Origin of the sequence: Rhizobium brockwellii, from assembly GCF_000769405.2 — a bacterium.
GTDB classification, from domain to species: Bacteria; Pseudomonadota; Alphaproteobacteria; order Rhizobiales; family Rhizobiaceae; genus Rhizobium; species Rhizobium brockwellii.
The window spans coordinates 4537223-4562397 of the sequence record NZ_CP053439.1; the positions used below are offsets into that span (position 1 = coordinate 4537223).

Annotated in this window: 21 protein-coding genes; 13 read left to right on the top strand and 8 right to left on the bottom strand. The window is 61.2% G+C overall.

Going from position 1 to position 25175, the window contains the following annotated elements; translation table 11 throughout:
* Positions 1 to 24: 24 nt before the first annotated feature.
* Positions 25 to 546 (top strand): DUF995 domain-containing protein, encoded by a 522-nt coding sequence (locus RLCC275e_RS22120; protein ID WP_033181046.1) that lies wholly within the window; start codon positions 25 to 27, stop codon positions 544 to 546.
* 4 nt (positions 547 to 550) lie between these two features.
* Positions 551 to 1522, top strand: coding sequence for a glycoside hydrolase family 26 protein (locus RLCC275e_RS22125; RefSeq protein WP_033181047.1), 972 nt, complete (start codon positions 551 to 553; stop codon positions 1520 to 1522).
* Between the two features lie 191 nt (positions 1523 to 1713).
* Here the strand turns inward: RLCC275e_RS22125 and RLCC275e_RS22130 are convergent, their stop codons facing one another.
* Positions 1714 to 3000, bottom strand: a complete 1287-nt coding sequence (locus tag RLCC275e_RS22130; protein ID WP_033181048.1) for an ABC transporter substrate-binding protein — start codon at positions 2998 to 3000, stop codon at positions 1714 to 1716.
* Between the two features lie 146 nt (positions 3001 to 3146).
* On the opposite strand from RLCC275e_RS22130, the gene RLCC275e_RS22135 reads away from it, so the two are divergent.
* From RLCC275e_RS22135 to RLCC275e_RS22145, 3 genes are all read left to right on the top strand, one after another.
* A complete protein-coding gene (locus RLCC275e_RS22135) occupies positions 3147 to 4166 on the top strand; it encodes a LacI family DNA-binding transcriptional regulator (RefSeq protein WP_033181049.1) in 1020 nt (339 codons plus the stop codon).
* A 126-nt stretch (positions 4167 to 4292) separates the two neighbouring features.
* Positions 4293 to 6149, top strand: a complete 1857-nt coding sequence (locus tag RLCC275e_RS22140) for a DUF2264 domain-containing protein (protein ID WP_033181050.1) — start codon at positions 4293 to 4295, stop codon at positions 6147 to 6149.
* On the top strand, positions 6146 to 7156 hold the full coding sequence (locus RLCC275e_RS22145) for a hydroxyacid dehydrogenase (RefSeq protein WP_033181051.1): 1011 nt from the start codon (positions 6146 to 6148) through the stop codon (positions 7154 to 7156). The genes RLCC275e_RS22140 and RLCC275e_RS22145 overlap by 4 nt, the downstream gene beginning before the upstream one ends.
* A gap of 131 nt (positions 7157 to 7287) precedes the next feature.
* Here the strand turns inward: RLCC275e_RS22145 and RLCC275e_RS22150 are convergent, their stop codons facing one another.
* The 5 genes from RLCC275e_RS22150 to RLCC275e_RS22170 all read right to left on the bottom strand — a co-directional run bounded on the left by RLCC275e_RS22150 (position 7288) and on the right by RLCC275e_RS22170 (position 12699).
* The gene (locus RLCC275e_RS22150) at positions 7288 to 8565 is read right to left on the bottom strand and encodes a Gfo/Idh/MocA family protein (protein WP_033181052.1); all 1278 of its coding nucleotides are present in this window, start codon (positions 8563 to 8565) and stop codon (positions 7288 to 7290) included.
* 32 nt (positions 8566 to 8597) lie between these two features.
* Positions 8598 to 9437, bottom strand: coding sequence for a sugar phosphate isomerase/epimerase family protein (locus tag RLCC275e_RS22155; protein WP_033181053.1), 840 nt, complete (start codon positions 9435 to 9437; stop codon positions 8598 to 8600).
* A 137-nt stretch (positions 9438 to 9574) separates the two neighbouring features.
* Positions 9575 to 10738, bottom strand: a complete 1164-nt coding sequence (locus RLCC275e_RS22160; protein WP_033181054.1) for a dihydrodipicolinate synthase family protein — start codon at positions 10736 to 10738, stop codon at positions 9575 to 9577.
* 3 nt (positions 10739 to 10741) lie between these two features.
* Positions 10742 to 11890: a Gfo/Idh/MocA family protein gene (locus tag RLCC275e_RS22165; RefSeq protein WP_033181055.1), complete on the bottom strand. Its 1149-nt coding sequence runs from the start codon at positions 11888 to 11890 to the stop codon at positions 10742 to 10744.
* A gap of 131 nt (positions 11891 to 12021) precedes the next feature.
* Positions 12022 to 12699: a TetR/AcrR family transcriptional regulator gene (locus RLCC275e_RS22170; RefSeq protein ID WP_033181056.1), complete on the bottom strand. Its 678-nt coding sequence runs from the start codon at positions 12697 to 12699 to the stop codon at positions 12022 to 12024.
* 200 nt (positions 12700 to 12899) lie between these two features.
* Between RLCC275e_RS22170 and RLCC275e_RS22175 the strand changes: the two genes are divergently transcribed.
* The 7 genes from RLCC275e_RS22175 to RLCC275e_RS22205 all read left to right on the top strand — a co-directional run bounded on the left by RLCC275e_RS22175 (position 12900) and on the right by RLCC275e_RS22205 (position 21634).
* Entirely contained in the window at positions 12900 to 14186 is a 1287-nt protein-coding gene (locus tag RLCC275e_RS22175; RefSeq protein WP_033181057.1) for an ABC transporter substrate-binding protein, read from the top strand.
* Between the two features lie 6 nt (positions 14187 to 14192).
* Positions 14193 to 15152: a carbohydrate ABC transporter permease gene (locus RLCC275e_RS22180; RefSeq protein WP_003555743.1), complete on the top strand. Its 960-nt coding sequence runs from the start codon at positions 14193 to 14195 to the stop codon at positions 15150 to 15152.
* A complete protein-coding gene (locus tag RLCC275e_RS22185; protein ID WP_026157525.1) occupies positions 15145 to 16032 on the top strand; it encodes a carbohydrate ABC transporter permease in 888 nt (295 codons plus the stop codon). Before RLCC275e_RS22180 ends, RLCC275e_RS22185 begins: the two co-directional genes overlap by 8 nt.
* Positions 16032 to 17129 (top strand): Gfo/Idh/MocA family protein, encoded by a 1098-nt coding sequence (locus RLCC275e_RS22190; protein WP_171816917.1) that lies wholly within the window; start codon positions 16032 to 16034, stop codon positions 17127 to 17129. Before RLCC275e_RS22185 ends, RLCC275e_RS22190 begins: the two co-directional genes overlap by 1 nt.
* 32 nt (positions 17130 to 17161) lie before the next feature.
* Positions 17162 to 18238: an ABC transporter ATP-binding protein gene (locus RLCC275e_RS22195; RefSeq protein ID WP_012759619.1), complete on the top strand. Its 1077-nt coding sequence runs from the start codon at positions 17162 to 17164 to the stop codon at positions 18236 to 18238.
* 69 nt (positions 18239 to 18307) lie between these two features.
* Entirely contained in the window at positions 18308 to 19183 is an 876-nt protein-coding gene (locus RLCC275e_RS22200; RefSeq protein ID WP_033181059.1) for a phosphotransferase, read from the top strand.
* Positions 19184 to 21634 (top strand): GcvT family protein, encoded by a 2451-nt coding sequence (locus RLCC275e_RS22205; protein ID WP_130707904.1) that lies wholly within the window; start codon positions 19184 to 19186, stop codon positions 21632 to 21634. It begins immediately after the preceding gene.
* Positions 21635 to 21640: 6 nt separating this feature from the next.
* On the opposite strand, the gene RLCC275e_RS22210 is transcribed toward RLCC275e_RS22205, so the two are convergent.
* A complete protein-coding gene (locus tag RLCC275e_RS22210; RefSeq protein WP_033181061.1) occupies positions 21641 to 23095 on the bottom strand; it encodes a mannitol dehydrogenase family protein in 1455 nt (484 codons plus the stop codon).
* Entirely contained in the window at positions 23092 to 24507 is a 1416-nt protein-coding gene (gene uxaC / locus RLCC275e_RS22215; RefSeq protein ID WP_033181062.1) for a glucuronate isomerase, read from the bottom strand. Before uxaC ends, RLCC275e_RS22210 begins: the two co-directional genes overlap by 4 nt.
* Positions 24508 to 24957: 450 nt before the next feature.
* Between uxaC and RLCC275e_RS22220 the strand changes: the two genes are divergently transcribed.
* Positions 24958 to 25167, top strand: coding sequence for a SlyX family protein (locus tag RLCC275e_RS22220; protein ID WP_033181063.1), 210 nt, complete (start codon positions 24958 to 24960; stop codon positions 25165 to 25167).
* Positions 25168 to 25175 lie beyond the last annotated feature (8 nt).

Consider the following 25175-nt stretch of genomic DNA (forward strand, 5'->3'; position numbering starts at 1 on the left):
GCAAGTGTCGAGTAGGAGGATGTAATGAGTATCGGATCGAGACTATACGGAGCGGCCCTCGCTCTCAGCCTGTGCCTGCCGGTGGCAGCGCACGGCGCCGAGGTCGCCAAACAGCAAGCGCCGACGCCGCTCAGCGCCTATGAGCTCTATCGCATCTATGGCGACAAGACCTGGACCTGGAACACTGGCGGTGGCCGTTTCTCCGATGACGGCCGCCGGTTCGTCGCCTGGAGCAACGACAAGGGAAAGCCGTCCTTCGCCGAAGGCAGATGGGTGGTCGACGATCTCGGCCAGCTCTGCATGCGTGCCACCTGGACGAATGCCGAGGGTGCGGCCCGCGCCAGCACCTGTTTCGGTCACCGCAAGATCGGCAACACAATCTATCAGCGGCGCCAGCCGGACGGCAAGTGGTACGTCTTCCGCCATGAATCGGTGCTCCCGGACGACGAATTCCGCAAGCTCGTTCCCATGGATACGGTGAGCGCGAAGGCAAGCGAAGTGAAGCAGATCCTGCTGAGCCAGCAAGTAGCCCGAAAAGGAGGGTGAAGCCATGAAGAAGCTAATGAAAAACAACCTCTCGACCACCGCGATTGCGCTGCTGCTATTGTGTGTCGCGGATCTGCCGGGCCGAAGCGAAATGCAATATGCGGGCATTGCGCCAAACCCTGCGGCGGCCGTGCAGACGATCATCGACAAGCGCCCCGTCCTTCATGCCGACGGCATCAAGTTCGGGGCCTACGATCCGCACGGCGATTTCGGCGCGCAGCCGAATGTCGCGACCGAAGCCCTGTTCCTGCCGTGGGAGGACGTCGACCTCGAAACTTTGCGCGTCGCCGATGCCTATGCGCTGGCTAGGGGCCGCAACCTGCTGATCACTGTGGAGCCATGGTCCTGGGACGTCGATTGGCGGCTCACCTCCGCAGAGCTTCGCGCCAAGGTTCTGCGCGGTGACTATGATGTCAATATGCGTTCGATCGCGCATATGATATCCGAGCTGAAAAGCCCGGTGATCGTCCGCTGGGGACAGGAGATGGAGGACAAGTCAGGGCGGTTCTCATGGTCCGGCTGGAGTCCGCAGGACTATATCACCGCCTACAAGCGGATGATGGACATTGTCCGCCAGGAGGCGCCCGGCACCGAGATCATGTGGTCGCCAAAGGGAGAGCCTGGCCTTGAGGCCTATTATCCCGGCGACGACTATGTCGATCTCGTCGGGCTCTCGGTCTTCGGTCTCCAGCGCTACGACGAGATTGCCTACAAGGAGCACTGGACGTTCTCGGAAGCATTGAAGCAGGGGTATGATCTCGTCGCCGGTTACGGAAAGCCCATCTGGGTGGCGGAGCTCGGCTATGAAGGCGGTGACGCCTATATCAGGCCGTGGATCGAAACGGCCACGTTGAAGCAGAGCGCCTTCCCGAATCTGCAGGAGGTCGTCTATTTCAACGACCGGGATGTGCATGCATGGCCGTTCGATCTCGGCCGGCCGGACTGGCGCGTGGTCGAAAACCTGGGTAGCAACTGATAGATCAGGATGATTTTAGACCCGATCGGACTAAAATCTGAATCCTGATCTAAATCAAGGAAGTAGAGCATGATGTCGTCCGAAAACCGCTCACACTTTTCGGCATCATGCTCTAGTCCGTAAAACAGAGGCCTGAAAAACGGGGAGGCCCGCCGGGGTGTTGCGGGCCTCTCCTCATGTCGGGCGACCGATCATCCCTTGATCGTTGCCTTACCCTCTTCGATGAGCCGGGTCGCCGCATCGGCGGGCGAAATCCGTTCGAAGGCGAGTTCGTCACAAATCGGGCGCAGCACGCGCTGGTCGAATTGGGTTGCTCCCATCGGCACCGGCGGCGGATACTCACCGACCTGATCCTTGAGCAGGTTCACGTATTTGACCGTTTCCTGCTCCGTCGGGTTGAGCTGCGGCAGGATGGCTTCACGCACTGTCGGCGACATTGGCACGCCGCGTTCCACGCCGAGAATCTTGCCGGCTTCAGGATCGTTGACAAAGAAGCTGATGAATTTCACAGCAGCTTCGCCGTGCTTGGTCGTAGCGCCCACACTCCAGATCAGTGCCGGACGGTAATAATGGCCGGATGGACCGCCCTTCTTTTCACGCGGCAGCATGGTGATGCCAAGCTTGTTCTTGATGATCAGCTGATAGCCGACCATCTGGTTTGAATAGGCCATGCCGATCACCGATTTGCCGAGACCGAGGCAATTGGTGTCGATCGTGTTCTGATCGAGCGTCTGCACGTCGGCAGCAACGGTGCCGCCCGCCTTGCGCAGTTTCTCCCAGTAGTCGAACCATTCTCTGGCGTCGTCGGCCGTGAAGCCGAGCCCCACGCTTTCCTTCGCAAAGAGGCTCTTGCCGCGCTGGCGCAGCCAGGCATCGAACACATAGTTATAGCGCGCCGCATAGGGGCCGCCGCCCTTGCCGGAAGACTTGGCGAGTTCTACCGCGAGCTTGGCGTACTCATCCCAGGTGAGGTCGGGGGTCGGCAACGGGATCCCCGCCTTTTCGAATTCGACTGTGTCGAAAAACATCGAGAAGGAGTTGAGGCCGAGGCCGACACCATAGAGCTTGCCGTCGATGGTGGTCAGTTTCAGGATGTCGGCGCCGAAGGACGTGACGTCCAGGGTCGAGGGAACGAATTCATCGAGCGGCAGGCAGGCGCCGCGCTTCGAATAGTCTGAAATTGTTCCCGGCTCGAGTTGGAAGATGTCGGCGATCGAGCGGCCGGCCATCTGCGTTGCGAGCTTCGTCCAGTAGCCGTCGCCGGAAAGCGATTCACCGACGAGAGTGACACCAGGCGACTTTGATTGATAGAGCTTGGCAACCTCGAGCGTGCGCTTGGCGCGGTCGTTGGATCCCCACCACATGGCGCGGAGTTGTGCGTCTTCGGCAAAGGCCGGAATGGCGCTGCCGGCGCCGAAGGCGAGGCCGGCGGCCGCACCGGCTGAACCCATCAGGAATGAACGGCGATTGACCCGCATGATATCCTCCTTGTTCCAATATGCCCACTGCCATCCTCCAATGGCGTTATCGGGGCAATTCAGCAAATAGACTACGCAAAAAAACTTTTATTGCAAGAACCAATCATTTTCTTGCAAATTTGCATTATTTGCATAATGCTTGCCCTATGAACGACCAAAAAATCAGACGGCCGCGTCAGGCCGATATAGCCACATTGGCCGGCGTCTCGGTCTCCACTGTATCCCGCGTGCTCGCCAACGAACCTGGTATCAGCGAAACGGTGCGCCGCCAGATATTGAAGGTGGCGGCGGAGAACGGTTATCCCGTCAAGCCGGCTTCCGAAACCGTTGCAGGGGGACTGGCACTGATTGCCAGCGACGGCGTCACCGGCACTCTCAGCGTCTTTTATGAAGCGATCGTCGACGGCCTGCGTGCCGGCGCTGCCGAGGCGGGCATGCCTTTCGAAGTCCGGCTGGTCCGCGAGGACCGAACCACGCCGGATGCCGTGCGCGACTATATGCAGACTGCGAGCGCTGAAGGTCTGTTTCTCGTCGGTATCGATCCGAACGAGATGTTGCGCGACTGGCTGCAAACCAGCATGACCCCCACGGTTCTTGTCAACGGCACCGATCCGAGGATGCAGTTCGACGGCGTTTCGCCGGCTAATTTCTTTGGCGCCTATGAGGCGACCAACCGGCTGATAAAGGCCGGCCATCGCCGCATCCTGCATCTGAGCGGCTCTCACCGCCATACGATCCGGGAGCGCGTGCGCGGTTTCGAGGCGGCGATCGCCGCCGTCGCCGGCGCCGAGGGCCGTCTCGTGTCCCTTGCCCTTCAAGGCAGCGCCAGCCGAGAGGCGCATGAGCGCACGGCAGAAGCACTTGCCGAGAACGCTGGTTTTACCGCGGCCTTCTGCATGAATGATTTCATCGCCGTCGGCGTGCTCGAAGCCGTCACCGAGGCCGGCCTGCGTGTGCCGGAGGATTTCGCGATTGTCGGCTTCGACGATCTGCCTTGCGCGCTGATGACCAATCCGCAGCTTTCCACCATGCGTGTCGACCGCGCCGCCCTTGGGCGCGAAGCCGTTTCGCTGATGCTGTCCCGTTTCCGCAACAGGACGGCCTCTGCGCGCCACATCTGCCAGGCGGTCGTTCCCATTCCGGGAGGGACCGTTCCGAACGCCTAGAACAGGATGATTTAGGCCAAGCCTAAAATCTGAATCCTGTTCTAAATTAAATAGTTAGAGCGTGATGTCGTCCGAAAACCGCTCACACTTTTCGGCATCATGCTCTAGAACCCGTGAGTGATGCCGATGACCTATGATCCCGCCAGCGCCAACCCGCTCGCAGGTAATCCGCTGGAAACCCGCGCCGATATGAGCCGCGCCCTGCTTGCGCTCTTCGATCCGCTGCTTGCCTGTTTCTCGAATGGTAATGCCCGCGTCACGCTTAATGGCGGAGGCGCCCATTTCGATCGGGCGGCGGCCGATCTCGAAGGGTTCGCTCGTCCGCTCTGGGGATTGGCGCCGCTGGGCGCCGGCAACGGCGACTTCGCCCATTGGCATCGTTTCGCCGAAGGTCTCGCAAACGGCACCGATCCCGCCCATCCCGAATATTGGGGAACGGTGAATGGCCGCGATCAGCGGATGGTCGAGCTTGCCGCTCTCGGTTTTGCCCTGGCTCTGGTGCCCGAAAAGATCTGGGAGCCGCTCGATGCGCGCGCCCGCAGCAATGTCGTTGCCTATCTCAAGCATGCCAGGCAGTTCGACTATGCCGACAACAATTGGAAATTCTTCCGGATCTTTGTCGATATCGCGCTCGATCGTCTCGGCGCCGATTTCGATCGCAGCCTGACGCGGCAATATCTGCAGGAACTCGAAGGCTTTTATATCGGCGACGGCTGGTATCGCGACGGAAACGTGCGCCGTATCGACCACTACATTCCCTTCGCCATGCATTTCTATGGCCTGATCTATTCGAAGCTCGTCGACGACGACTATGCAAAGCGCTACCGCGAGCGCGCGGTCCTCTTCGCCCAGGATTTCCGGCACTGGTTTGCCGCTGACGGGGCGACGATCCCCTTCGGCCGCAGCCTGACCTATCGCTTTGCCTGCGCCGGCTTCTGGTCGGCGCTCGCCTTCGCCGATCTCGAGGCTCTGCCTTGGGGCGAGGTCAAGCATCTCTGCCTGCAGCATCTGCGCTGGTGGAAGGACAAGCCGATTGCCGATCGCGACGGCGTACTGTCGATCGGCTTCGGCTATCCGAACCTGCTGATGTCGGAGAGCTACAATTCCGCGGGCTCCCCTTATTGGGCCTTCAAGGCCTTCCTGCCGCTGGCGATTGCTGAGGATCACCCATTCTGGACGGCGAAGGAAAAAGTGCCGGAGCCGGCTCCTGATGTCGTCCCCCAGCGCCATCCCGGCATGGTGATCATGCGGGCGGGCGGCGATGTCGTGGCACTGTCTTCAGGCCAGGAAAACCTGCAGATGCGGTGCGGCACGGAAAAATACGCGAAGTTCGCTTATTCAGCCCGCTACGGCTTCAGTGTCGAGGCCGATGAGCGTGCCTTTGCGCTTGCCGCCTTCGATTCAGCGCTTGCCTTCAGCGATGACGGCCTGCACTACCGCGTCCGCGAAACGAATGAGGAAGCCAGGCTCGCAGGCGAGGTGCTTTACGCGAAATGGTCGCCTTTTGCCGATGTCGACGTTGAAACCTGGCTCGTGCCCGCTGCACCCTGGCATATCCGCCTCCATAGGATCGGGACAAGCCGGCCGCTACGAATTGCCGAAGGCGGATTTGCCATCGGCCGCCGGGATTTCGAGCTGGATACGTTGTCCGCTTCGGGTGGGGTTGCCTATGCGATCGGCGAAGGCGATTTCACCGGCATTCTCGATCTCGGCTCTTCGGTCAAACGTTCGGGGCTTGTCCAAAAGGCAATGCCCAACACCAATGTGATCGTCGCGAAAACCCTCGTGCCGCAGCTGCGCGGGCAGATACCGGCCGGTGAAACCATCCTGGTGGCGGCAGTGCTGGCACTTGACGATCCCGCTGCCGTCTCGTCTGCATGGACGAGACCGCCGAAAGCGCCTGATATTGCAACGCTGGAGGCCCTGGTGAGAGAAAAGGGCGTGACAGTCAGCGCCATCGAAGCGCCCGGACAAATGCCATGAGCCAGCCGGCCATTATCCTTGCCATGCAACCGTCGCGCACGCAGCATGTCCTGCCGGATGAGGTTCTGCGCCGGCTGAGTAGTATTGGTCGCCTGCTGGATTCCAAGCCGCTGCAACGCTTCGACGACGAGCGGGCGAGCCGTCTGCTGGCTCAAGCCGAAATCCTGATCACCGGCTGGGGCGGGCCCTATGTCGGGCCTGAAATTCTCGCCGCAGCGCCGCATCTGAAGTTCATCGTCCATGCCGCGGGCACGGTCAAAGGCGTCATCGACGACGCCATCTTCGAAGCGGGTATCCCGGTCAGTCATTCGGCCGAGGCCAATGCCGTGCCGGTGGCCGAATTCACGCTGGCGGCGATCATCTTCGCCGGCAAGCGCGTTTTCCGTTTCCGCGATCTCTACGTCGCCGACCGAAACCGCAACCGCACCCATCCGATGCAGCGCGAAGCGATCGGAAATTACCGCCGCACCGTCGGCATCGTCGGCGCTTCGCGTATCGGCCGGCGCGTCATCGAGCTCCTGAAACCCTTTGACTATAGACTGCTGCTCGCCGACCCGACGCTTGATGCCACCGAGGCGGCCGGCCTCGGAACGGAAAAGGCCGATCTCGACGAATTGATGCGGCAGGCGGATATCGTCTCCCTGCATGCGCCGTCGCTGCCGTCGACACAGCATATGATCGATGCGCGAAGGCTGTCGCTGATGAAGGATGGCGCGACGCTCATCAACACGGCACGCGGCATTCTCATCGATGAGGCGGCCTTGCTTTCAGCGCTCAAGACCGGTCGTATCGACGCGGTCCTCGACGTCACCGATCCGGAAATCCCGGAGGCAGGGTCTGCTTTCTACGATCTGCCGAACGTGTTTCTGACGCCGCATATTGCCGGCGCCATCGGGCTGGAACGGGCACGCCTCGGGGAGATGGCGGTGGATGAGATAGAGCGCTTCGTGACCGGCCAGCCGCTGCTTTACCAGATCCACCGGGCAAATCTCGAAAATATCGCCTGAGGTGCGTCGAGCGGCTTAGAGCAATTCCAGCAAAAGTGCGCAGCGGTTTTGCGTCCGGAATTGCGTAAAAACAAAGCGATAGAGCGTTTCCGTGATTCTGAGAAAAAGCGGAAATGCTCTATCGAAGAGCATCAGCGCGACGTCCTCAGCGAATTTGGCGAACCGTCATTGGCAAGTTCAGGCATCAGATCGGCAATGTTGACCACCTTGCCGGTGCGCGAACTCGTCAACGCGGCTATGCCGCAGAGCACCGACATGGCGCCCGCCCGCGTGCCGGCGCGCTGCGCAAGCTTGTCTTCCATATCGGTCTTGAAGATCATGTTGCGCATCCGGTCGTCGCCGCCGTAATGGCCGCCTGTGAAATGCGGAACGACGATGCGCTCCACCGCCTCCTTGCCATCAGGGAAATTGCGGATGAGGAGAATCGTGTCCTCCTTCGGCTCTTCCCAGGGCTGGGCCTCATATTGGCGAAGCTCAATGCGCCCTTTGGTGCCGTTGAAGGCGAGGTGATGGCCCTCGATCGGCTGGAAGGTGTTCAGCGAATAGGAGACATGGACGTTGTTGCGGTAACGGAGCGACACCACCATCGTATCAGGAATGTCGATGTCCTCGCGGAAGACGCAGCCGTCTCGGAAGTAGCCGTCGATCTTCGAGGGATCCTCGTAAAGCGAATCGAGGAAAGGATCGGCCTCAAGATCGAGGTAGTAGTCGCATTCATGCGCGTGCGGACAGAGCTTGCAGCGCGGGCCGCGGAACGGGCCCTTGCGGCCGTAATTCTGCAGGTCGGCGAAGGAGGTGACGGCATCGGGATCGCTGTCGAGATACCAGTTCAGCAGATCGAAATGATGCGTTGCCTTGTGGACGAACAGACTACCGGAATTTTCCGTATAGGCATGCCAGCGGCGGAAATAATCCGCGCCGTGCTTGGTGTTCAGATACCAATGAAAATCGACCGAGGTGACCCGGCCGATCTCGCCGGCATTCAGCAATTCCTTGATCTTCGCCGCCGTCGGCGCATAGCGATAATTGAAGGATACGTCGACCCGGCGACCAGTGCGCTTTTCGGCATCCAGAATCCGGCGAATCTTTTCGACTGAGGTCGTCATCGGCTTTTCGGTAATGACATCGATGCCGGACTCCAGCGCCCGCACGACGATATCGTCATGCGTATGGTCGGGCGTACAGACGATGACGAGATCCGGCTTCTGCTCAGCAAGCATCGAATCGATGTTTTCGTAGAGCGGCGCATTGCTGCCGATCATGTTGCGGGCGCGCTCGCCGCGCAGCGAATTCTTTTCGACGATGGCGGTCAGGTCGACATGCTCGCGCCAGCCGGCAAGCAGATCCTTGCCCCACATGGTGGTGCCGCGGTTTCCCGTACCGATCAGGGCAAAACGGCGTTTCTCCATCGAATGATCCTCCTGCATGCGTGATGAAACTTTTAATGAAAATCAGCCTGGCAGCAGCTTCTGAAGCGCTCGACGCAGGTGGCGATCACTTCTTCGGCCGGGCGTTTCCACCAGTTTTCGGCCGAAAAGATCTCCACCTCCTGAGCGCCGAAAAAACCGGCGGCCTGCACCATCCGTCTTATGCCTTTGAGGTCGATCACACCATCGCCCATCATGCCGCGGTCGAGCAGCATGTCCTTTGTCGGCACCAGCCAGTCGCAGATGTGATGGGCAAAGATGCGTTTCATGCGCCCGGCGCGGGCGATCTGGCTGGCAAGATCGGGATCCCACCAGACATGATAGACATCGACCGCAACGCCGACATCCTCCCCGAGTTGTTCGCACATATCGAGCGCCTGACCGAGCGTGTTCACGCAGGCACGGTCCGCGGCATACATTGGATGCAGCGGTTCGATGGCGAGCTTCACGCCGGCAGCCTGCGCATGCGGCAGCACGGCGGCGATGCCGTCGAACACCATTTGGCGGGCGGCAACGATGTCCTTCGAACTATCAGGCAGGCCACCGACGACGAGCACGAGGCAATCGGCGGAAAATGCTGCCGCCTCATCGATGGCCCGCCTGTTGTCGTCGAGGTTTTTCTGCCAGTCGGCATCGTTCGCCGCCGGAAAGAAGCCACCGCGGCAAAGGCCGGTCAGCTTGATGCCGTTCGACTTGACGATACGCACCGCCTCGTCGAGACCAACCTTGGCCACCTGGTCGCGCCACGGCGCAATCGAAGTGATGCCGTGTTTCAGGCAGATATCGACGGCTTCGGCAAAACCGCATTGCTCGCGGATCGTCGCCAGATTGATCGAAAGTCCTTCGACCTGCATGTCATTCTCCTCCCATCACTACGGCGCCGCGCGTCTCTTCAGACGCCCAAAGGACGATGTAGCACTTTGAATTGCTGCATAATTTTGTCCTCAAATCGGTTCCGACTTAAGGACAAAATTATGCAGCAGCCCGTGCTTCAGTTGACGCCGTGGACGGCAAGCACCTGTTTCATGCGCGCCGTTGCGAGTTCCGGATCGGCGAGAACCCGGGCCTTGTCGGCCAGGCGGTAGAGTTCGGCCAGATGTGTCAGCGAGCGGGTGCTCTGCTGGCCGCCGACCATGACGAAATGATCCTGCAGGCCGTTGAGATAGGCGAGGAAGACGACGCCGGTCTTGTAGAAGCGGGTCGGCGCCTTGAATATGTGGCGCGACAGCGGCACGGTCGGCTCCAGCAGATCGAAGAATTCATGGTTGCTCTTGCGGCCGAGCGCTTCCAGCGCTGCCGAGGCAGCCGGAGCGATCGCATCGAAAATGCCGAGCAGTGCGTCGGAATGGCCCTCTTCGTCGCCGGCGATCAGTTCGGCATAGTTGAAATCGTCGCCGGTATACATGCGCACGCCTTTCGGCAGCCGCCGGCGCATCGCCACTTCCTTCTCCTTGGAGAGCAGCGAGATCTTGATGCCGTCGACCTTGTCGGCATGGGCCTCGATCACCTCGAGGCAGGTGGACATGGCTTGGATATGATCACGGTTGCCCCAGTAACCCTCAAGCGCCGGATCGAACATTTCGCCGAGCCAATGGATGATGACGGGTTCCTTGACCTGGCGAAGGATGCGGTCATAGACGCGGATGTAGTCGTCCGGGCCTTTGGCGGCAGCGGCAAGCGCCCGGCTTGCCATTAGGATGATCCGGCCGCCGGCCGCCTCCACGGTTTCGATCTGCTCTTCATAGGCTCTGAGGATGGTGTCGACAGTGACGTCGGGTCCCGGGGTCAGATGGTCGGTGCCGGCGCCGCAGGCGATCAGCGCGTCCTTGCGGCCGGCCGCCTCACTGAGCGCCCGGCGGATGAGGTCGCGCGCTTCCGGCCAGCCGAGGCCCATGCCGCGCTGCGCCGTATCCATCGCTTCGGCAACGCCGAGGCCGAGATCCCAGAGCCGGTGGCGGAAGGCGAGGGTGCGCTCCCAATCGATCGCCGGCGTCAGCCACGGATCGTTGTCGGCGAGCGGATCGGCGACGACATGGGCGGCGGCAAAGGCGATGCGCGGAAAGGCCTTGGCGTCGCGCTTGGCTAGCGCGATCGGCGTGCCGGTCAGCGTGTAGGGAACGATCTTGCCGTCGAGAGGGAGATTGATCGTCGTCACGGCTCAGAACTCCAGTGCGGGAACGTCGAGCCAGCGACGCTCGGCCCAGGATTTCAGCCCGAGTTCGGCAAGCTGCACACCCTTGGCGCCGGCTTCCAGGCCATAGGGCCACGGCGCGTCTTCGACGACATGGCGGATGAACATTTCCCACTGCGCCTTGAAACCGTTTTCGAAGGCCTGCGTGTCCGGAACCTCATCCCAGGTCTTGTAGAAGTCGATCGTCTGGGGCTGGTCCGGGTTCCAGACCGGCTTCGGCGTGTTGACGCGGTGCTGGCTCCAGCATTTCGTCAGGCCGGCGACGGCCGAACCATGCGTGCCGTCGACCTGGAAGGTGACGAGGTCGTCGCGGCGGACGCGGACGGCCCAGGAGGAATTGACCTGCGCGATCGCGCCGCCTTCGAGCTCGAAGGTCGCATAGGCCGCATCGTCGGTGTCGCAGTCATAGGGCTTGCCCTGCTCGTCGATGCGGCGCGGAATATGCGTAGCGCCGAGGCAGGATACGGCTTTGACTTCGCCGAACAGATTGTCGAGCACGTAGCGCCAGTGGCAGAGCATGTCGAGGATGATGCCGCCGCCGTCGCCCTTGCGATAGTTCCAGGACGGGCGCTGGGCCGGCACGCCCCAATCGCCTTCAAAAACCCAGTAGCCGAATTCGCCGCGCACCGAGAGGATCTTGCCGAAGAAGCCGGAATCCCTGAGCAGCGCCAGCTTGCGCAGGCCGGGCAGGAAGAGTTTGTCCTGCACGACGCCATGCTTGAGGCCGGAGCCGCGCGCCTTGCGGGCAAGGTCGAGTGCCACCTGTAGATCGTCGGAAATCGGCTTTTCGCAATAGACATGTTTGCCGGCATCGAGCGCCTTGGACAGCAGCTCGGCTCGCATCAGCGTCGTGCCGGCGTCGAAGAAGATCGTGTCGTCAGGATTGGCGAGAGCCGCATCGAGATCGGTCGACCAGCGCTTGATGCCGTGCTTCTTCGCCAGCTCTTCCATCTTGGCGCCGTTGCGGCCGACGATGATCGGGTCGATCTCGAGTTTCTCACCCGATTTCAGCGCAATGCCGCCCTGGTCGCGGAAGGCGAGAATCGAACGCACCAGGTGTTGATTGTAACCCATGCGGCCGGTGACGCCGTGCAAGATGATCCCCAAGCGTGCCATTTTTTCCTCCCAGCAGATTTTTGCGGCGGGAGCGGGCATCCTCGTCCGGTCCTCCCGAGCCGGTAACTAAACAGTTACTTGATGGCAGAAGAGCAGCTCGGCTGTCAATAGTCAAATCCGAATTTCGAGATTCAGCGCTTGATCGAGGCGAGCGTGACGTGGACGATATGCCTTTCCCAGGCATTGAGATGGGTCGGCTCGATCAGGTCGCGGCCGAAGATCGTCGACAGCGTGTACTGGTTGGACAGATAGAAATAGCCGAGCGACGCGATCGTCAGGTAGACATGCAGGGGATCGGCGGTCTCGATGAAGACCCCCTGCTTCTTTCCCTGCTCGAGCACGTCCGAAAGCTCGCCGATCAGATGCGAATGCAGTTCCTTGAGCCGGACGGACTGGCGCAGCCAGCGGGCCCGATGCAGATTTTCCGTGCCGAGCAGGCTGAGGAATTCCGGATGTTGGAGGAAGTAACGCCAGGTGAAGAGCGCCAGTTCGCCGATGCCTTCCTCGGGGCTGCGGTCGCCGATATGGAGCGCGCGTTCGGCGGTGCGGATGCCGACATAGGCCTCTTCGAGCACTCTGAGGTAGAGCTGCTCCTTGTCGCCGAAATAATGATAGAGCATTCGCTTGTTGGTGCCGGCGCGCTCGGCGATGGCGTCGACACGAGCCCCGCCCATGCCGTTCTCGGCAAATTCCCGGGTCGCCGCGTCAAGGATCGCGGCGCGCGTCCGCTCCGGATCGCGTTGGGCCGTCCGTTCCGTAGCTGGGCGCCGAGACCTTTTCTTTTCCCCGTTCTCGCCGCTGTCGTTCATTTCTCCACCTCCGCCTTCACATGTTGCGCTCATAAGCCTTCGGTGCGAAATTGTAAAAACCGAATTTGAAAGGCCCGCGAGCGACACCCGCTTGACACGCTCGCCGCTTTGCCCGTAGCTTGTAACCAATTAGTTATTTATGCAAGGGTAACTAGGTCCGGAAGCGTGTGGAGGCGCTTCCCTTTGGAGGAGGAAAAGAAATGACATTCCTTGTAAGCAGACGTAATTTCGTTGCGGGAGGAGCGACGCTTCTTTCGCTCTCGGCGATGGGAACCAGCGCTTTGGCACAGGAAACGCGCTTGCGTCTCCTTTGGTGGGGCTCGCAGCCGCGCGCGGATCGCACCAACAAGGTGTCGCAGCTCTATCAGTCGAAGAAGCCGGGCACCTCGGTCACCGGCGAATTCCTCGGCTGGGGCGACTACTGGCCGCGCCTTGCGACCCAGGTCGCCGGCCGTAACGCGCCCGACGTCATCCAGATGGATTATCGCTATATCGTCCAGTATGCGCGGCGCGGCGCGCTCGCCCCGCTCGAATCCTATATGCCGGCCAAACTCAACCTCGACGATTTCGACAAGGCGCAGATCGAAGGCGGCAGCGTCGACGGCCATCTCTACGGCGTCAGCCTCGGGGCGAATTCGGCCGCCACGGTCCTGAACACCACCGCCTTCAAGGAGGCCGGCGTCGATCTGCCGACCCAGGCGACCACCTGGGAAGAGTTCGCCCGCATGGGTGCGGAGATCACCAAGGCAGGCAAACGCAAGGGCATGTTCGGCTTGGCCGACGGCAGCGGCGGTGAACCGCTGTTCGAAAACTGGCTGCGTCAGCGCGGCAAGGCGCTTTATACTGCCGACGGCAAGATCGCCTTCGACGTGGACGATGCCTCCGAATGGTACGACATGTGGGCCAAGTTCCGTGCGGCCGGCGCTTGCGTTCCTGCCGATGTCCAGGCTCTCGACAAGAACGATATCGACACCAACACGGTTTCGCTCGGCAAGTCGGCCGCCGGTTTTGCCCATTCCAACCAGTTCGTCGCCTATCAGGCAATGAACAAGGACAAGCTGGCGCTGTCCAACTACATGCGCATCAAGCCGGAATCGAAGGGCGGCCACTATCGCAAGCCTTCGATGTTCTTCTCGGTCTCCGCCCAGTCGAAAGCCGTGGACCTGGCCGTGGACTACGTCAATTTCTTCGTCAAGAACCCCGAGGCAGCGCTGCTTCTGGATGTCGAACGCGGCATTCCGGAATCGAGCGCCATGCGCGAGGTCGTCGCGGCGAAGCTTGACGAGAACGGCAAGGTTGCGCTGGCCTATGTCAGCGGCCTCGGCGATCTCGCCGGCAAATTGCCGCCGCCGCCGCCGGCCGGCGCCGGTGAAGGTGAGCTGATGTTACGCAACATCGCCGAACAGGTCGGCTTCGGACAGCTGTCTCCCTCCGACGGCGGCAAACAGCTTGTCGCTGAAATCACGCAGATTCTCGCACGAGGCTGATCCCGTATGAGCAATGCGATGCGCACGCCCGCAGGGGCCATCAATGTGGAAAGATATCAGGGGGCCGTGGCTGAAGGACGCTTCAGGCGTCTCTGGAATGCCAACGCTCCCGGCTATCTCTTCCTTCTTCCATGGCTCATCGGCTTTTTCGGGCTGACGCTCGGGCCGGCCCTGATTTCGCTCTACCTTTCCTTCACCGACTTCGACATGCTTCAGTCGCCGCGGTGGGTGGGAATGGCGAATTACGTGCGCATCGCCACGGCGGATCCGAAATTCTCGGCCGCCATGCATGTCACCCTGACCTATGTCGTCTTTTCGGTGCCGTTCAAGCTGACCTTCGCCTTGCTGGTCGCCATGGCGCTGAACCGCGGCCTGCGCGGGCTGTCGGTCTATCGTGCCATCTTCTATCTGCCGTCACTGCTCGGCGGTAGCGTGGCGATCGCCGTGCTCTGGCGTCAGCTTTTCGCTAGCGATGGCCTCGTCAATGCCGCGCTTTCATATTTCGGTATCGAAGGTCCGAGCTGGATCTCGCATCCCAACTATTCGATCTATACGCTGGTTGCGCTCTCCGTCTGGCAGTTCGGCTCGCCGATGATTATTTTCCTGGCCGGTCTGCGCCAGATCCCGCAGGATATGTATGAGGCCGCGAGCCTCGACGGCGCCTCCAAGTTCCGGCAATTCTACAAGATCACGCTGCCGCTTCTGACGCCGGTGATCTTTTTCAATGCCGTCGTCCAGACGATTGATGCCTTCAAGGCCTTCACGCCGGCCTTCATCATATCAGGCGGCACCGGCGGTCCGATCAACTCGACGCTGTTCTATACGCTCTACCTCTATCAGGAAGCCTTCGGCAATTTCCGCATGGGCTATGCCTCGGCGCTCGCCTGGATCCTGGTGGTGATCATTGCGATCTTCACCGCCTTCTCCTTCCTGACCTCGCGTTATTGGGTGCACTACGATGACTGAGATGACCGCTTCCGTTACTGCGGCCAGGCCGCCATCCGACATCACCAAACGCAGCCTGCCGGCGTCGCTGATCATCCACGCCCTGCTGATCGCTGCTTCACTTTTAATGCTTTATCCGCTGTTGTGGATGGTTTCGGCATCGGTCAGGCCGGAAAACGAGATCTTCTCGTCGACCTCGCTCATCCCGTCGTCGATCGATTTCTCCTCCTATGCACGCGGTTGGGTCGGCCTCGATGTCAGCTTCGGCCGGTTTTTCTGGAATTCGCTGGTCATCTCGCTGCTGGTGGTGACAGGCAATGTCATCGCTTGTTCGCTGACAGCCTTCGCCTTTGCGCGGCTGCGTTTTGTCGGCCGGAACTTCTGGTTCGCGATCATGCTCGGCACGTTGATGATCCCCTATCACGTGACGCTGATCCCGCAATATGTGCTCTTTCTCGATCTCGGCTGGGTCAACACCATCCTGCCGCTTGTCGTGCCGAAGTTCCTGGCAAGCGATGCCTTCTTCATCTTCCTGATGGTGCAGTTCTTCCGAGGCATCCCGCGCGAATTGGACGAAGCGGCGATGATGGATGGCTGCAGCGCTTGGCGCATCTACTGGAAGATTATGCTGCCGCTGTCGCTGCCGGTGATGGCAACGGCTGCGATCTTCTCCTTCATCTGGACCTGGGACGATTTCTTCGGTCCGCTGATCTACCTGAACGATATGAACACTTATACGATCCAGCTCGGCCTGCGCACCTTCGTGGATTCCACCAGTGCATCGGATTGGGGCGGTTTGTTCGCCATGTCGACCCTGACGCTCGTGCCGGTGTTCTTCTTCTTCCTGTTTTTCCAGCGCCTGCTGATCGAGGGCATCGCCACGACGGGTATGAAGCGTTGATGGCGATAACGGGAAAGAGCGACATGAGCATCAGGACGGTGGCGATCATTGGTTGCGGTATCGGCCGCTCCCACATCGTCGAAGGTTACCTGCCGCATTCCGATAAGTTCAAGGTCGTGGCGATCTGCGACCTGAACGAGCAGCGCATGGCGGCGGTCGGCGACGAGTTCGGCATCGAACGGCGCACCACCTCTTTTGCGGAACTGCTGGCCGACGACACGATCGACATCATCGATATCTGCACCCCTCCCGGCATCCATCTGGAACAGGTGGTCGCGGCCCTGGCTGCCGGTAAACATGTCGTCTGCGAAAAGCCGCTGACAGGCTCGCTTGCCGCCGTCGATACCATCATGGAAGCGGAAAAGACCGCCAAAGGCGTGCTGATGCCGATCTTCCAGTATCGTTACGGTGACGGCATTCAGAAGGCCAAGCGGATCATCGACGCCGGTATTGCCGGCAAGCCCTATACCGCTTCGGTCGAAACCTTCTGGCTGCGCAAGCCGGAATATTACGCTGTGCCTTGGCGCGGTAAATGGGCGACGGAGCTTGGCGGCGTGCTCGTCACCCATGCCCTGCATCTGCACGACATGCTCATGCATCTGATGGGTCCGGCGGCAAGGGTCTTCGGCCGCGTCGCCACCCGAGTCAACGATATCGAGGTCGAGGATTGTGCCTCCGCCAGCCTGCTGATGGAAAACGGCGCCTTTGTCTCGCTGTCTTGCACGCTTGGTTCGCAGGAGCAGATTAGCCGGCTCAGGCTGCACTTCGAGAACGTCACTTTCGAAAGCAGCCACGAACCCTATACCCCCGGCAAGGACCCCTGGAAGATCATCGCCGCGAATGACGACGTGCGGGAAAAGATCGAACGGGTGGTTGGCGACTGGCAGCCGGTCGCGCCGCGTTTCACCACGCAGATGGGCCAGTTCCATGCCTTTTTGAGTGGCCATGCGCCGCTGCCGGTAACGAGCTGGGACGCGCGCCGGGCGCTGGAACTCGTCACCGCCATCTACCAGTCTTCCGACAGCGGCGCTGACGTGCCGCTGCCGGTCGGTCCCGACAGTCCGAAATACGCCGATTGGCGCGCAAGAACGAAGTAACCGATAAAATAAGAAGAGAGGGTTTTGAGAAGATGGCAACCAGTGTCGTTCTTCAGAAGGTCGAGAAGCGCTACGGCTCGCTGGATGTGATCCATGGCATCGATCTGACGATCGATCCCGGCGAATTCGTCGTTTTTGTCGGTCCCTCAGGCTGCGGAAAATCGACCCTTCTGCGCATGATCGCCGGTCTCGAGGAGATTACCGGCGGCGGGCTGCTGCTCGACAACGAACGCATGAACGAGGTGGCGCCCGCCAAGCGCGGCATCGCCATGGTCTTCCAGTCCTATGCGCTCTATCCCCATATGTCGGTCTACAAGAACCTCGCCTTCGGCCTGGAGACGGCGGGTTACAAGAAGGCCGATATCCAGCCGAAGGTGAAGCGCGCCGCCGAGATCCTGCAGATCGAGAAGCTGCTGGAGCGCAAGCCGAAGGCGCTCTCCGGCGGCCAGCGACAGCGTGTCGCCATCGGCCGCGCCATCGTGCGCGAGCCGCGTATCTTCCTGTTCGACGAGCCGCTGTCGAACCTCGATGCCGAACTGCGCGTGCAGATGCGCGTCGAGATCTCCCGCTTGCATCGCAGCCTGGGCAATACGATGATCTATGTCACCCATGACCAGGTCGAAGCCATGACGATGGCCGACAAGATCGTGGTGTTGAATTCCGGCCGCATCGAGCAGGTCGGCGCGCCGCTCGATCTCTATAACAACCCGGCCAACCGCTTCGTTGCCGGTTTCATCGGCAGCCCGAAGATGAATTTTTTGAAGGCCCGCATCGAGCAGGTCGGCGAGACCGAAACCAGCATCCATGTCTGCGGCAATTCCGTTCGCCTGCCGCGCCGGCTGAAAGGCGGAGCCGGAGAGGAGGTCACCTTCGGCATCCGTCCCGAGCATCTTTCGCTGGCCGAAGGCGCAATCGCGCTCTCGACCGTCAACGTCGATCTCGTCGAAAATCTCGGCGGCGCCACCATGCTCTACACTACGACGCCGGATAACCAGCTCCTGACCGTCGCGCTTGACGGCCAGCAGAAGGTGGAGCGCGGCGCCAATGTGAAGGCTTCCTTCGATCCGGCCCGCTGCCACGTCTTCGACGCGGCCGGCAAGACGATCTAAGCGCACCGCCGCTTGACATCAGATCCTCGTCTGCCCCATCATTTCGGAAGGGGCAGAAGGGGATCAAGCATGACGCCTGAAGATAGGATTCATGCGCTTGGCATCTGGCAGGGCCCGATCGAAATCTCGCCGATAGCAGGCGGCATCACCAACAGGAATTATCTGGTCAGCGATGCCGTCGCGCGGTGCGTGGTCAGGCTCGGCACCGATATTCCGATCCATCACATCAACAGGCACAACGAGCTTGCCGCAAGCCGTGCCGCCCATGCAGCCGGCATTGCGCCCGCGGTCATCCACCATTCGCCGGGCGTCCTGGTGCTCGAATATATCGAGGCGAGAGCGCTTGCGCCGGAGGATATCAGGACACCTGATACGCTCGCCCGGGTCGTTCCGCTCGTCCGCGCCTGCCATCGCGACATCGCCCGGCATTTCCGCGGCCAGGCGATGATCTTCTGGGTCTTCCACGTCATCCGCGATTATGCCGCCAATCTGAAGGCGTCGGAGAGTGCCTATCTCCCTCTGCTGCCGGGGCTCATCGGCAGGGCTGAGACGCTGGAAGAAGCGGCAGGGCCTTTCGAGATCGCCTTCGGCCACAACGATCTGTTGGCCGCCAACTTTCTCGATGACGGCAAACGGCTCTGGCTGATCGACTGGGACTATGCCGGTTTCAACACGCCGCTTTTCGATCTTGGCGGATTGGCCTCCAACAACGAATTCTCGGAAGCGGCCGAGCGCACGATGCTGGAGACCTATTTCGACCAGCCGCTGACCGATAATCTCAGCCGGCGCTATGCCGCGATGAAATGCGCCTCGCTGCTGCGCGAGGCGCTCTGGAGCATGATTTCGGAAATTCATTCCACCATCGATTTTGATTACGCCGGCTACACGGCCGAAAATCTCGAGCGCTTCGAGCGCGCCTATCAAGCCTTTGAACAGGACCAATAAATGACGAAGGAATTACCGAAGACGGCGAAAGCCGTGGTCATCGGCGGCGGCATCATCGGCTGCTCGACAGCCTATCATCTCGGCAAGCTCGGCTGGACCGATACCGTGCTGCTGGAGCGTAAGAAGCTTACCTCGGGCACCACCTTCCACGCCGCCGGCCTCGTCGGCCAGTTGCGCACCAGCGCCAACATCACCCAGCTTCTTGGCTATTCCGTCGATCTCTACAAGCGGCTGGAAGAGGAAACGGGTCTCGGCACCGGCTGGAAGATGAATGGCGGCCTGCGCCTTGCCTGCAACGAGGAACGCTGGACCGAGGTCAGGCGCCAGGCGACCACCGCCCAGTCCTTCGGCCTCGAAATGCAATTGCTGACCCCGCAGGAAGCCTTCGATCTCTGGCCGTTGATGACAACAGACGATCTCGTCGGCGCTGCCTTCCTCCCGACCGACGGCCAGGCCAACCCCTCCGACATCACCCAGGCGCTGGCAAAGGGCGCCCGCATGTCAGGCGTTTCGATCTTCGAGGATACCGAAGTCCTCGACCTCGAAATCGACAAGGGAAAGATCCGCGCCGTCATCACGGCGCAAGGGCGTATCGAATGCGAGCGCGTCGTCGTCTGCGCCGGCCAATGGACGCGCGCCTTCGCCGCCCGCTTCGGCGTCAACGTACCGCTGGTCTCCGTCGAGCACCAATACATCATCACCGAATCCTTCGGCGTGCCCTCCAACCTGCCGACGCTGCGCGATCCCGATCGCCTGACCTACTATAAGGAGGAGGTCGGCGGCATCGTCATGGGCGGCTATGAGCCGAACCCCATTCCCTGGGCGAAAAGCGGCATTCCCGAAGGTTTCCACTACACGCTGCTGGACAGCAATTTCGACCATTTCGAACAGATCATGGAACAGGCGCTCGGCCGCATTCCGGCGCTGGAAAACGTCGGCGTCAAGCAGCTGCTGAACGGCCCGGAAAGCTTCACGCCGGATGGTAACTTCATTCTCGGCGAGGCACCCGAGCTGACGAATTTCTTCGTTGGCGCCGGTTTTAACGCCTTCGGCATTGCTTCGGCCGGCGGCGCCGGCATGGCGCTTGCCGAATGGGTGACGAAGGGCGAACCGCCTTATGATCTCTGGCCCGTCGATATCCGCCGTTTCGGCCGGCCGCATTTCGATACTGACTGGGTGCGCACGCGCACGCTCGAAGCCTATGGCAAACATTACACCATGGCCTGGCCGTTCGAGGAACATTCGAGCGGCCGCCCTTGCCGCAAATCACCGCTCTATGACCGGCTGAAGGCGCAGGGCGCCTGTTTCGGCGAAAAGCTCGGCTGGGAACGGCCGAACTGGTTTGCCGATCTCTTCGCCAACGAGGAGCCGAAGGATATCTACAGCTACACCAGGCAAAACTGGTTCGACGCCGTCGGCCGCGAACATAAGGCCGTGCGTGAAGCGGCCGTCATCTTCGACCAGACGTCGTTTGCCAAATTCGTGCTGAAGGGCAGGGATGCCGAGGCAGCCTTGTCCTGGATCGCCGCCAACGATGTCGCAAGACCTGTAGGGTCGCTCATTTACACGCAGATGCTGAACGACAAGGGCGGCATCGAATGCGACGTGACGGTCGCCCGCATCGCCGAGAACGAATATTACATCGTCACCGGTACCGGCTTCGCCACCCATGACTTCGACTGGATCGCACGCAATATCCCGGCGGCGATGCATGCCGAGCTGGTCGACGTCACATCTGCCTATTCCGTGCTGTCGCTGATGGGACCGAATTCCCGCGCCGTGTTGGAAAAGGTGACGGGCAGCGACGTCTCGAATGCAGCCTTCCCCTTCGGCAAGGTCAGGACCATCGGCATTGCAGGTTGCCCGGTGCGGGCGCTGCGCATCACCTATGTCGGGGAGCTCGGCTATGAACTGCATATTCCCATTGAATATGCGACCACGGTCTATGACGTGCTGATGGCCGCGGGTGGTCAGCTCGGCCTCGTCAATGCCGGCTACCGCGCCATTGAGAGCTGCCGCCTGGAAAAGGGTTATCGCGCCTGGGGGTCGGATATCGGTCCCGATCATACGCCTGTTGAAGCCGGTCTCGGCTGGGCGGTGAAGATGCGGAAGAATATTCCGTTCCGCGGCCGCGAGGCGATCGAACGGCAGCTTGCGGGCGGGGTGAAGAAGCGCCTCGCCTGCTTCATTCCGGAGGATGCGGACGCGGTGCTGCTCGGCCGCGAAACGATCTATCGCGACGGCAAGCGCGTCGGCTGGCTGTCGAGCGGCGGCTTCGGCTACACAATGGGCAAGCCGATCGGCTACGGCTACGTCCGCAATCCCGACGGCGTGACGGAGGATTTCGTTCTCTCCGGCAGCTATGAGCTTGATGTCGCGCGGGAACGCATCCCCTGCAAGGTCTCGCTGTCGCCGCTCTACGATTCGGATATGGCGCGGGTAAAGGCGTAGCCGGGTCTAGAATAGCGGCAGACGGTCGTCCTGGATCAGGATCTCCAGCTTGTCGGAGACGTCCTGCGTCCACGCCCGATTTCCTGTCAAAGCCGCTGGGAAAAGTCCTGGAAGGGTGAAAAGAGCCGCCGAAATCGCAAGGCCGGTGCGCGGGACATCGGCGATGAGAGCGGCGATTTCACCAGCACGGGGATCGCGCAGTTCATAGCGCTCGCCGTTGCCGTGCTCGCCGATCGCATAGCGCATCCATGCCGCAACGGCGATCGCATAGGTCTCTGCCTTGTCGCCATGCGCCAGTGCCTCGGTTGCCGGTTCCAGCAGCCGCTGCGGCAGTTTTTGCGTGCCGTCCATGGCGATCTGATAGGTGCGATGCGCGATCGCCTTGTTTGCAAAGCGCGCTATCAATTCGCTGGCATAGTCATCGAGGTCGATGCCGGGAACCGCATCGAGCGTTCTTGCGGCCGCATGCATGTGCCGGTAGGCAAGGGCTGCCAGGCCGGCATCGTCCATGACGTCACGGATGAATTCATAGCCGCCGATATAACCGAGATAGGCGAGCAGCGAATGCGCGCCGTTCAGCATCCGGAGCTTCATCTTCTCATAGGCCGAAACATCCGTGACCATCAGCGCGCCGGCCTTCTCCCAGGCCGGCCGGCCATTGGCGAAATGATCCTCGATTACCCATTGCGTGAAGGGTTCGGTCTCGATCGCCGCCAGATCCTGCCGTCCGGTCAGCCGTTCGGCATCCTGGTAGGTCGCCTCGGTGCTCGCCGGCGTGATGCGGTCGACCATGGTCGAGGGGAAGGGCACATTTGCCTCGATCCATTGACGAAGCGAGGGGTCGACGCGTTCGGCAAAATCGAGAACCAGTCGTTTCAAAACTGCGCCGTTGCTCGGAAGATTGTCGCAGCTGAGCGGTGTGAAGGGGGCGATGCCCTTCGCCCGTCGCCGGGAAAGTCCCTCGACCAGATAACCGATGACGCCGCGCGGCGCATGGCGGTTGGCGAGGTCGGCCGCCACGTCGGCATGGTTGAGGTCGAGCCCTCCGGTCGCGGTATCCATGCCATAGGCCTTTTCCGTCACCGTCAGGCTGACGATGCGGATCGCCGGATCTTCAAGCCGGTCGAGCAGTCCTGCCGGATCGCGTGTCGCCACATGTGCCCGCAGAATGGGACCGATCACCTGCGCCACCGTGCCCGACGTATCGCGGATCAGCATCGTATAGAGGCCGTTCTGCTCGTTAAGGTGATCGGCGACATCAGCAGTGCGCAGACTTGCCACCTCTATGCCCCAGTCTCCGCCCTCTACGGCAAGTGCGGCATCGGTAAACGGCGCGAAATGCGCGCGGAAAAAGGCGCCTGGCCCAAGATGCAGGATGCCGCTTTTCAGCTGGTTGCGGTCATAGGCGGGAAGCTTCGCCGTCGGGGCGAGGCCGGAAAGGGTCTTCAGTCGTTCGGTCACAGCTTGTAGGCCTTCTTTGCACTGCCATAGGAGAGCTCGCCCGCGACGATCTCGGCTTCCCGCCTGGAAATCCGGTGCTCGGCGGCAAGCTGGGCAAGGAAGCGGCAGACTTCGCGGCGCCAGACGTCATGCCGCGCGGGGATCGAAAGCAGCGCGCGCGTATCGTCGTTGAAACCCGCCATATTGGCAAAACCTGCCGTCTCGACGACTTGATCGAGGTAGCGGCGGATGCCGTTCGGGCTGTCGTAGAACCACCAGGGCGGGCCGATCATCAGGCAGGGCCAGTGGCCAGCCATCGGCGCCAGCTCGCGTGCATAGGTCGTCTCGTCGAGCGTGAAGAGCAGCACACGCAAACCCGGTGCGTGGCCGTATCTGGAAAGCAGCGCATTCAGGCCGCCGACCCAGTCGGTGCTTGTCGGGATATCGGCGCCCATATTGGGGCCGCGGGTCGAGAAAAGTCCGCGGTCGGTGTTGCGTCTGGAGCCGGCATGGATCTGCATCACCATGCCGTCCTCGGCCGAAAGCCCGGCCATCTCGGTCATCATCTGGCCACGGAAGAGTTCGGCCTCCTCGGCCGAAAGCGGCCCCTTCAGCGCCTTGTCGAGCAACGCCTGCTTTTCCGCAAGTGGCAGGTCGGCGGTAAAGGCTGTGGGCACGCCGTGATCGGTCGCGGTGGCGCCGAACTGGCGGAAATAGGCGCGTCGGCGCCGATGCGCCTCGATAAGGCCGTCCCAACGCGTCACCTCAGTGCCGGTGATCTCTCCGAACTTGACGAGATTGTCGCGGAAGCCGACGGCGTCGGGATCGGTGACACTGTCCGGCCTGTAGGTGGTGCGCACCTTGCCGATCCATCCGTCGGCCGCCATCTTCTGGTGATGCGCCAGAGGATCGAGCGCCCCATCCGTCGTCGCGATCGTTTCGATGCCGAATCGCTGATGCAGCGCCCGCGGGCGGAATTCGGGAAGGGCAAGCTGGGCATTGATATGGTCGTAGAGCGCATCGGCATTGTCAGCCGTCAGCGGCTCGGTGCAGCCGAGCACGGCCGACATAGCGTGGTCGACCCAGAGGCTAGAAGGCGTTCCGCGGAACAGATGATAATGCGCGGCAAAGGTCCGCCAGATCGCCCGTCCCTCAGCCACCGGCTTGCCGTCGAGCCGCGGCACGCCGAGCTCGTCCAACGTGACGCCGACGCTGTGCAGCATGCGGAAGAGATAGTGATCGGGAATGACCAGCAGCGAGGCCGCATCTTCAAAGGGCTTGTCGTCGGCGAACCAGGACGGTTCGGTATGCCCGTGCGGGCTGACGATCGGAAGATTGCGCACCGTCTCGTAGAGGTCTCGCGCGATGGTCCGTGTTGCCGGATCAGCCGGAAAAAGCCGGTCCGGATGAAGAAAGCCGTTTCCTGCATCCATCAGTATTCCTCCCAGATGGATAACGGCCTACCCCACAACATCAGGCACGGCAAGGTCTTTTAGTAACCAAACGGTACAGTTTTGCGCATGGCCGCGCCGGGCATGGAAAGCATTGACGCGGCGGCCTATTTCCGCTTTGCAGAACCATCTGTTCTGCCGGTTTCGGCAAAGGAAGATGTAGAGCCTTTCCGGGTTAGATTGTAGCATTCTGTTGGCTCAAACGGAGTCGGATGGTCGACCGGCCGGCGCGCGTCGTAGCCCGGCTCTACGACCAAGCCGGCCGGTCGAGCAGGCGGCCCGTTTCAGCCAACCCGAAGGGCCGGGCATCTTTCCGCCAGGGCAAAGGCGATCGGCTCGGACGTACCAAGGGGTATGCCCTTCGCCAATCGCCTCTGCCCTGACGAAAACCTGCTCCGGCAGAATGCTGCAATCTAACCCGGAAAGGCTCTAATGTCCGACGAGACGAACCGCATCACCCAGCTGGAAGAAATGCTGGCCCACCAGGCAAAGACCATCGAAGAGCTTTCCGATCAGCTCACCGAGCAATGGAAGACGGTCGAGCAGATGCGCACCAAGCTCGACCGGCTCACCGAACGCTTCCTGTCGCTGGAAGAGCAGTCATTGGAAGCGCCTGGCATCACCCGCCCGCCGCATTATTGACGGCACGC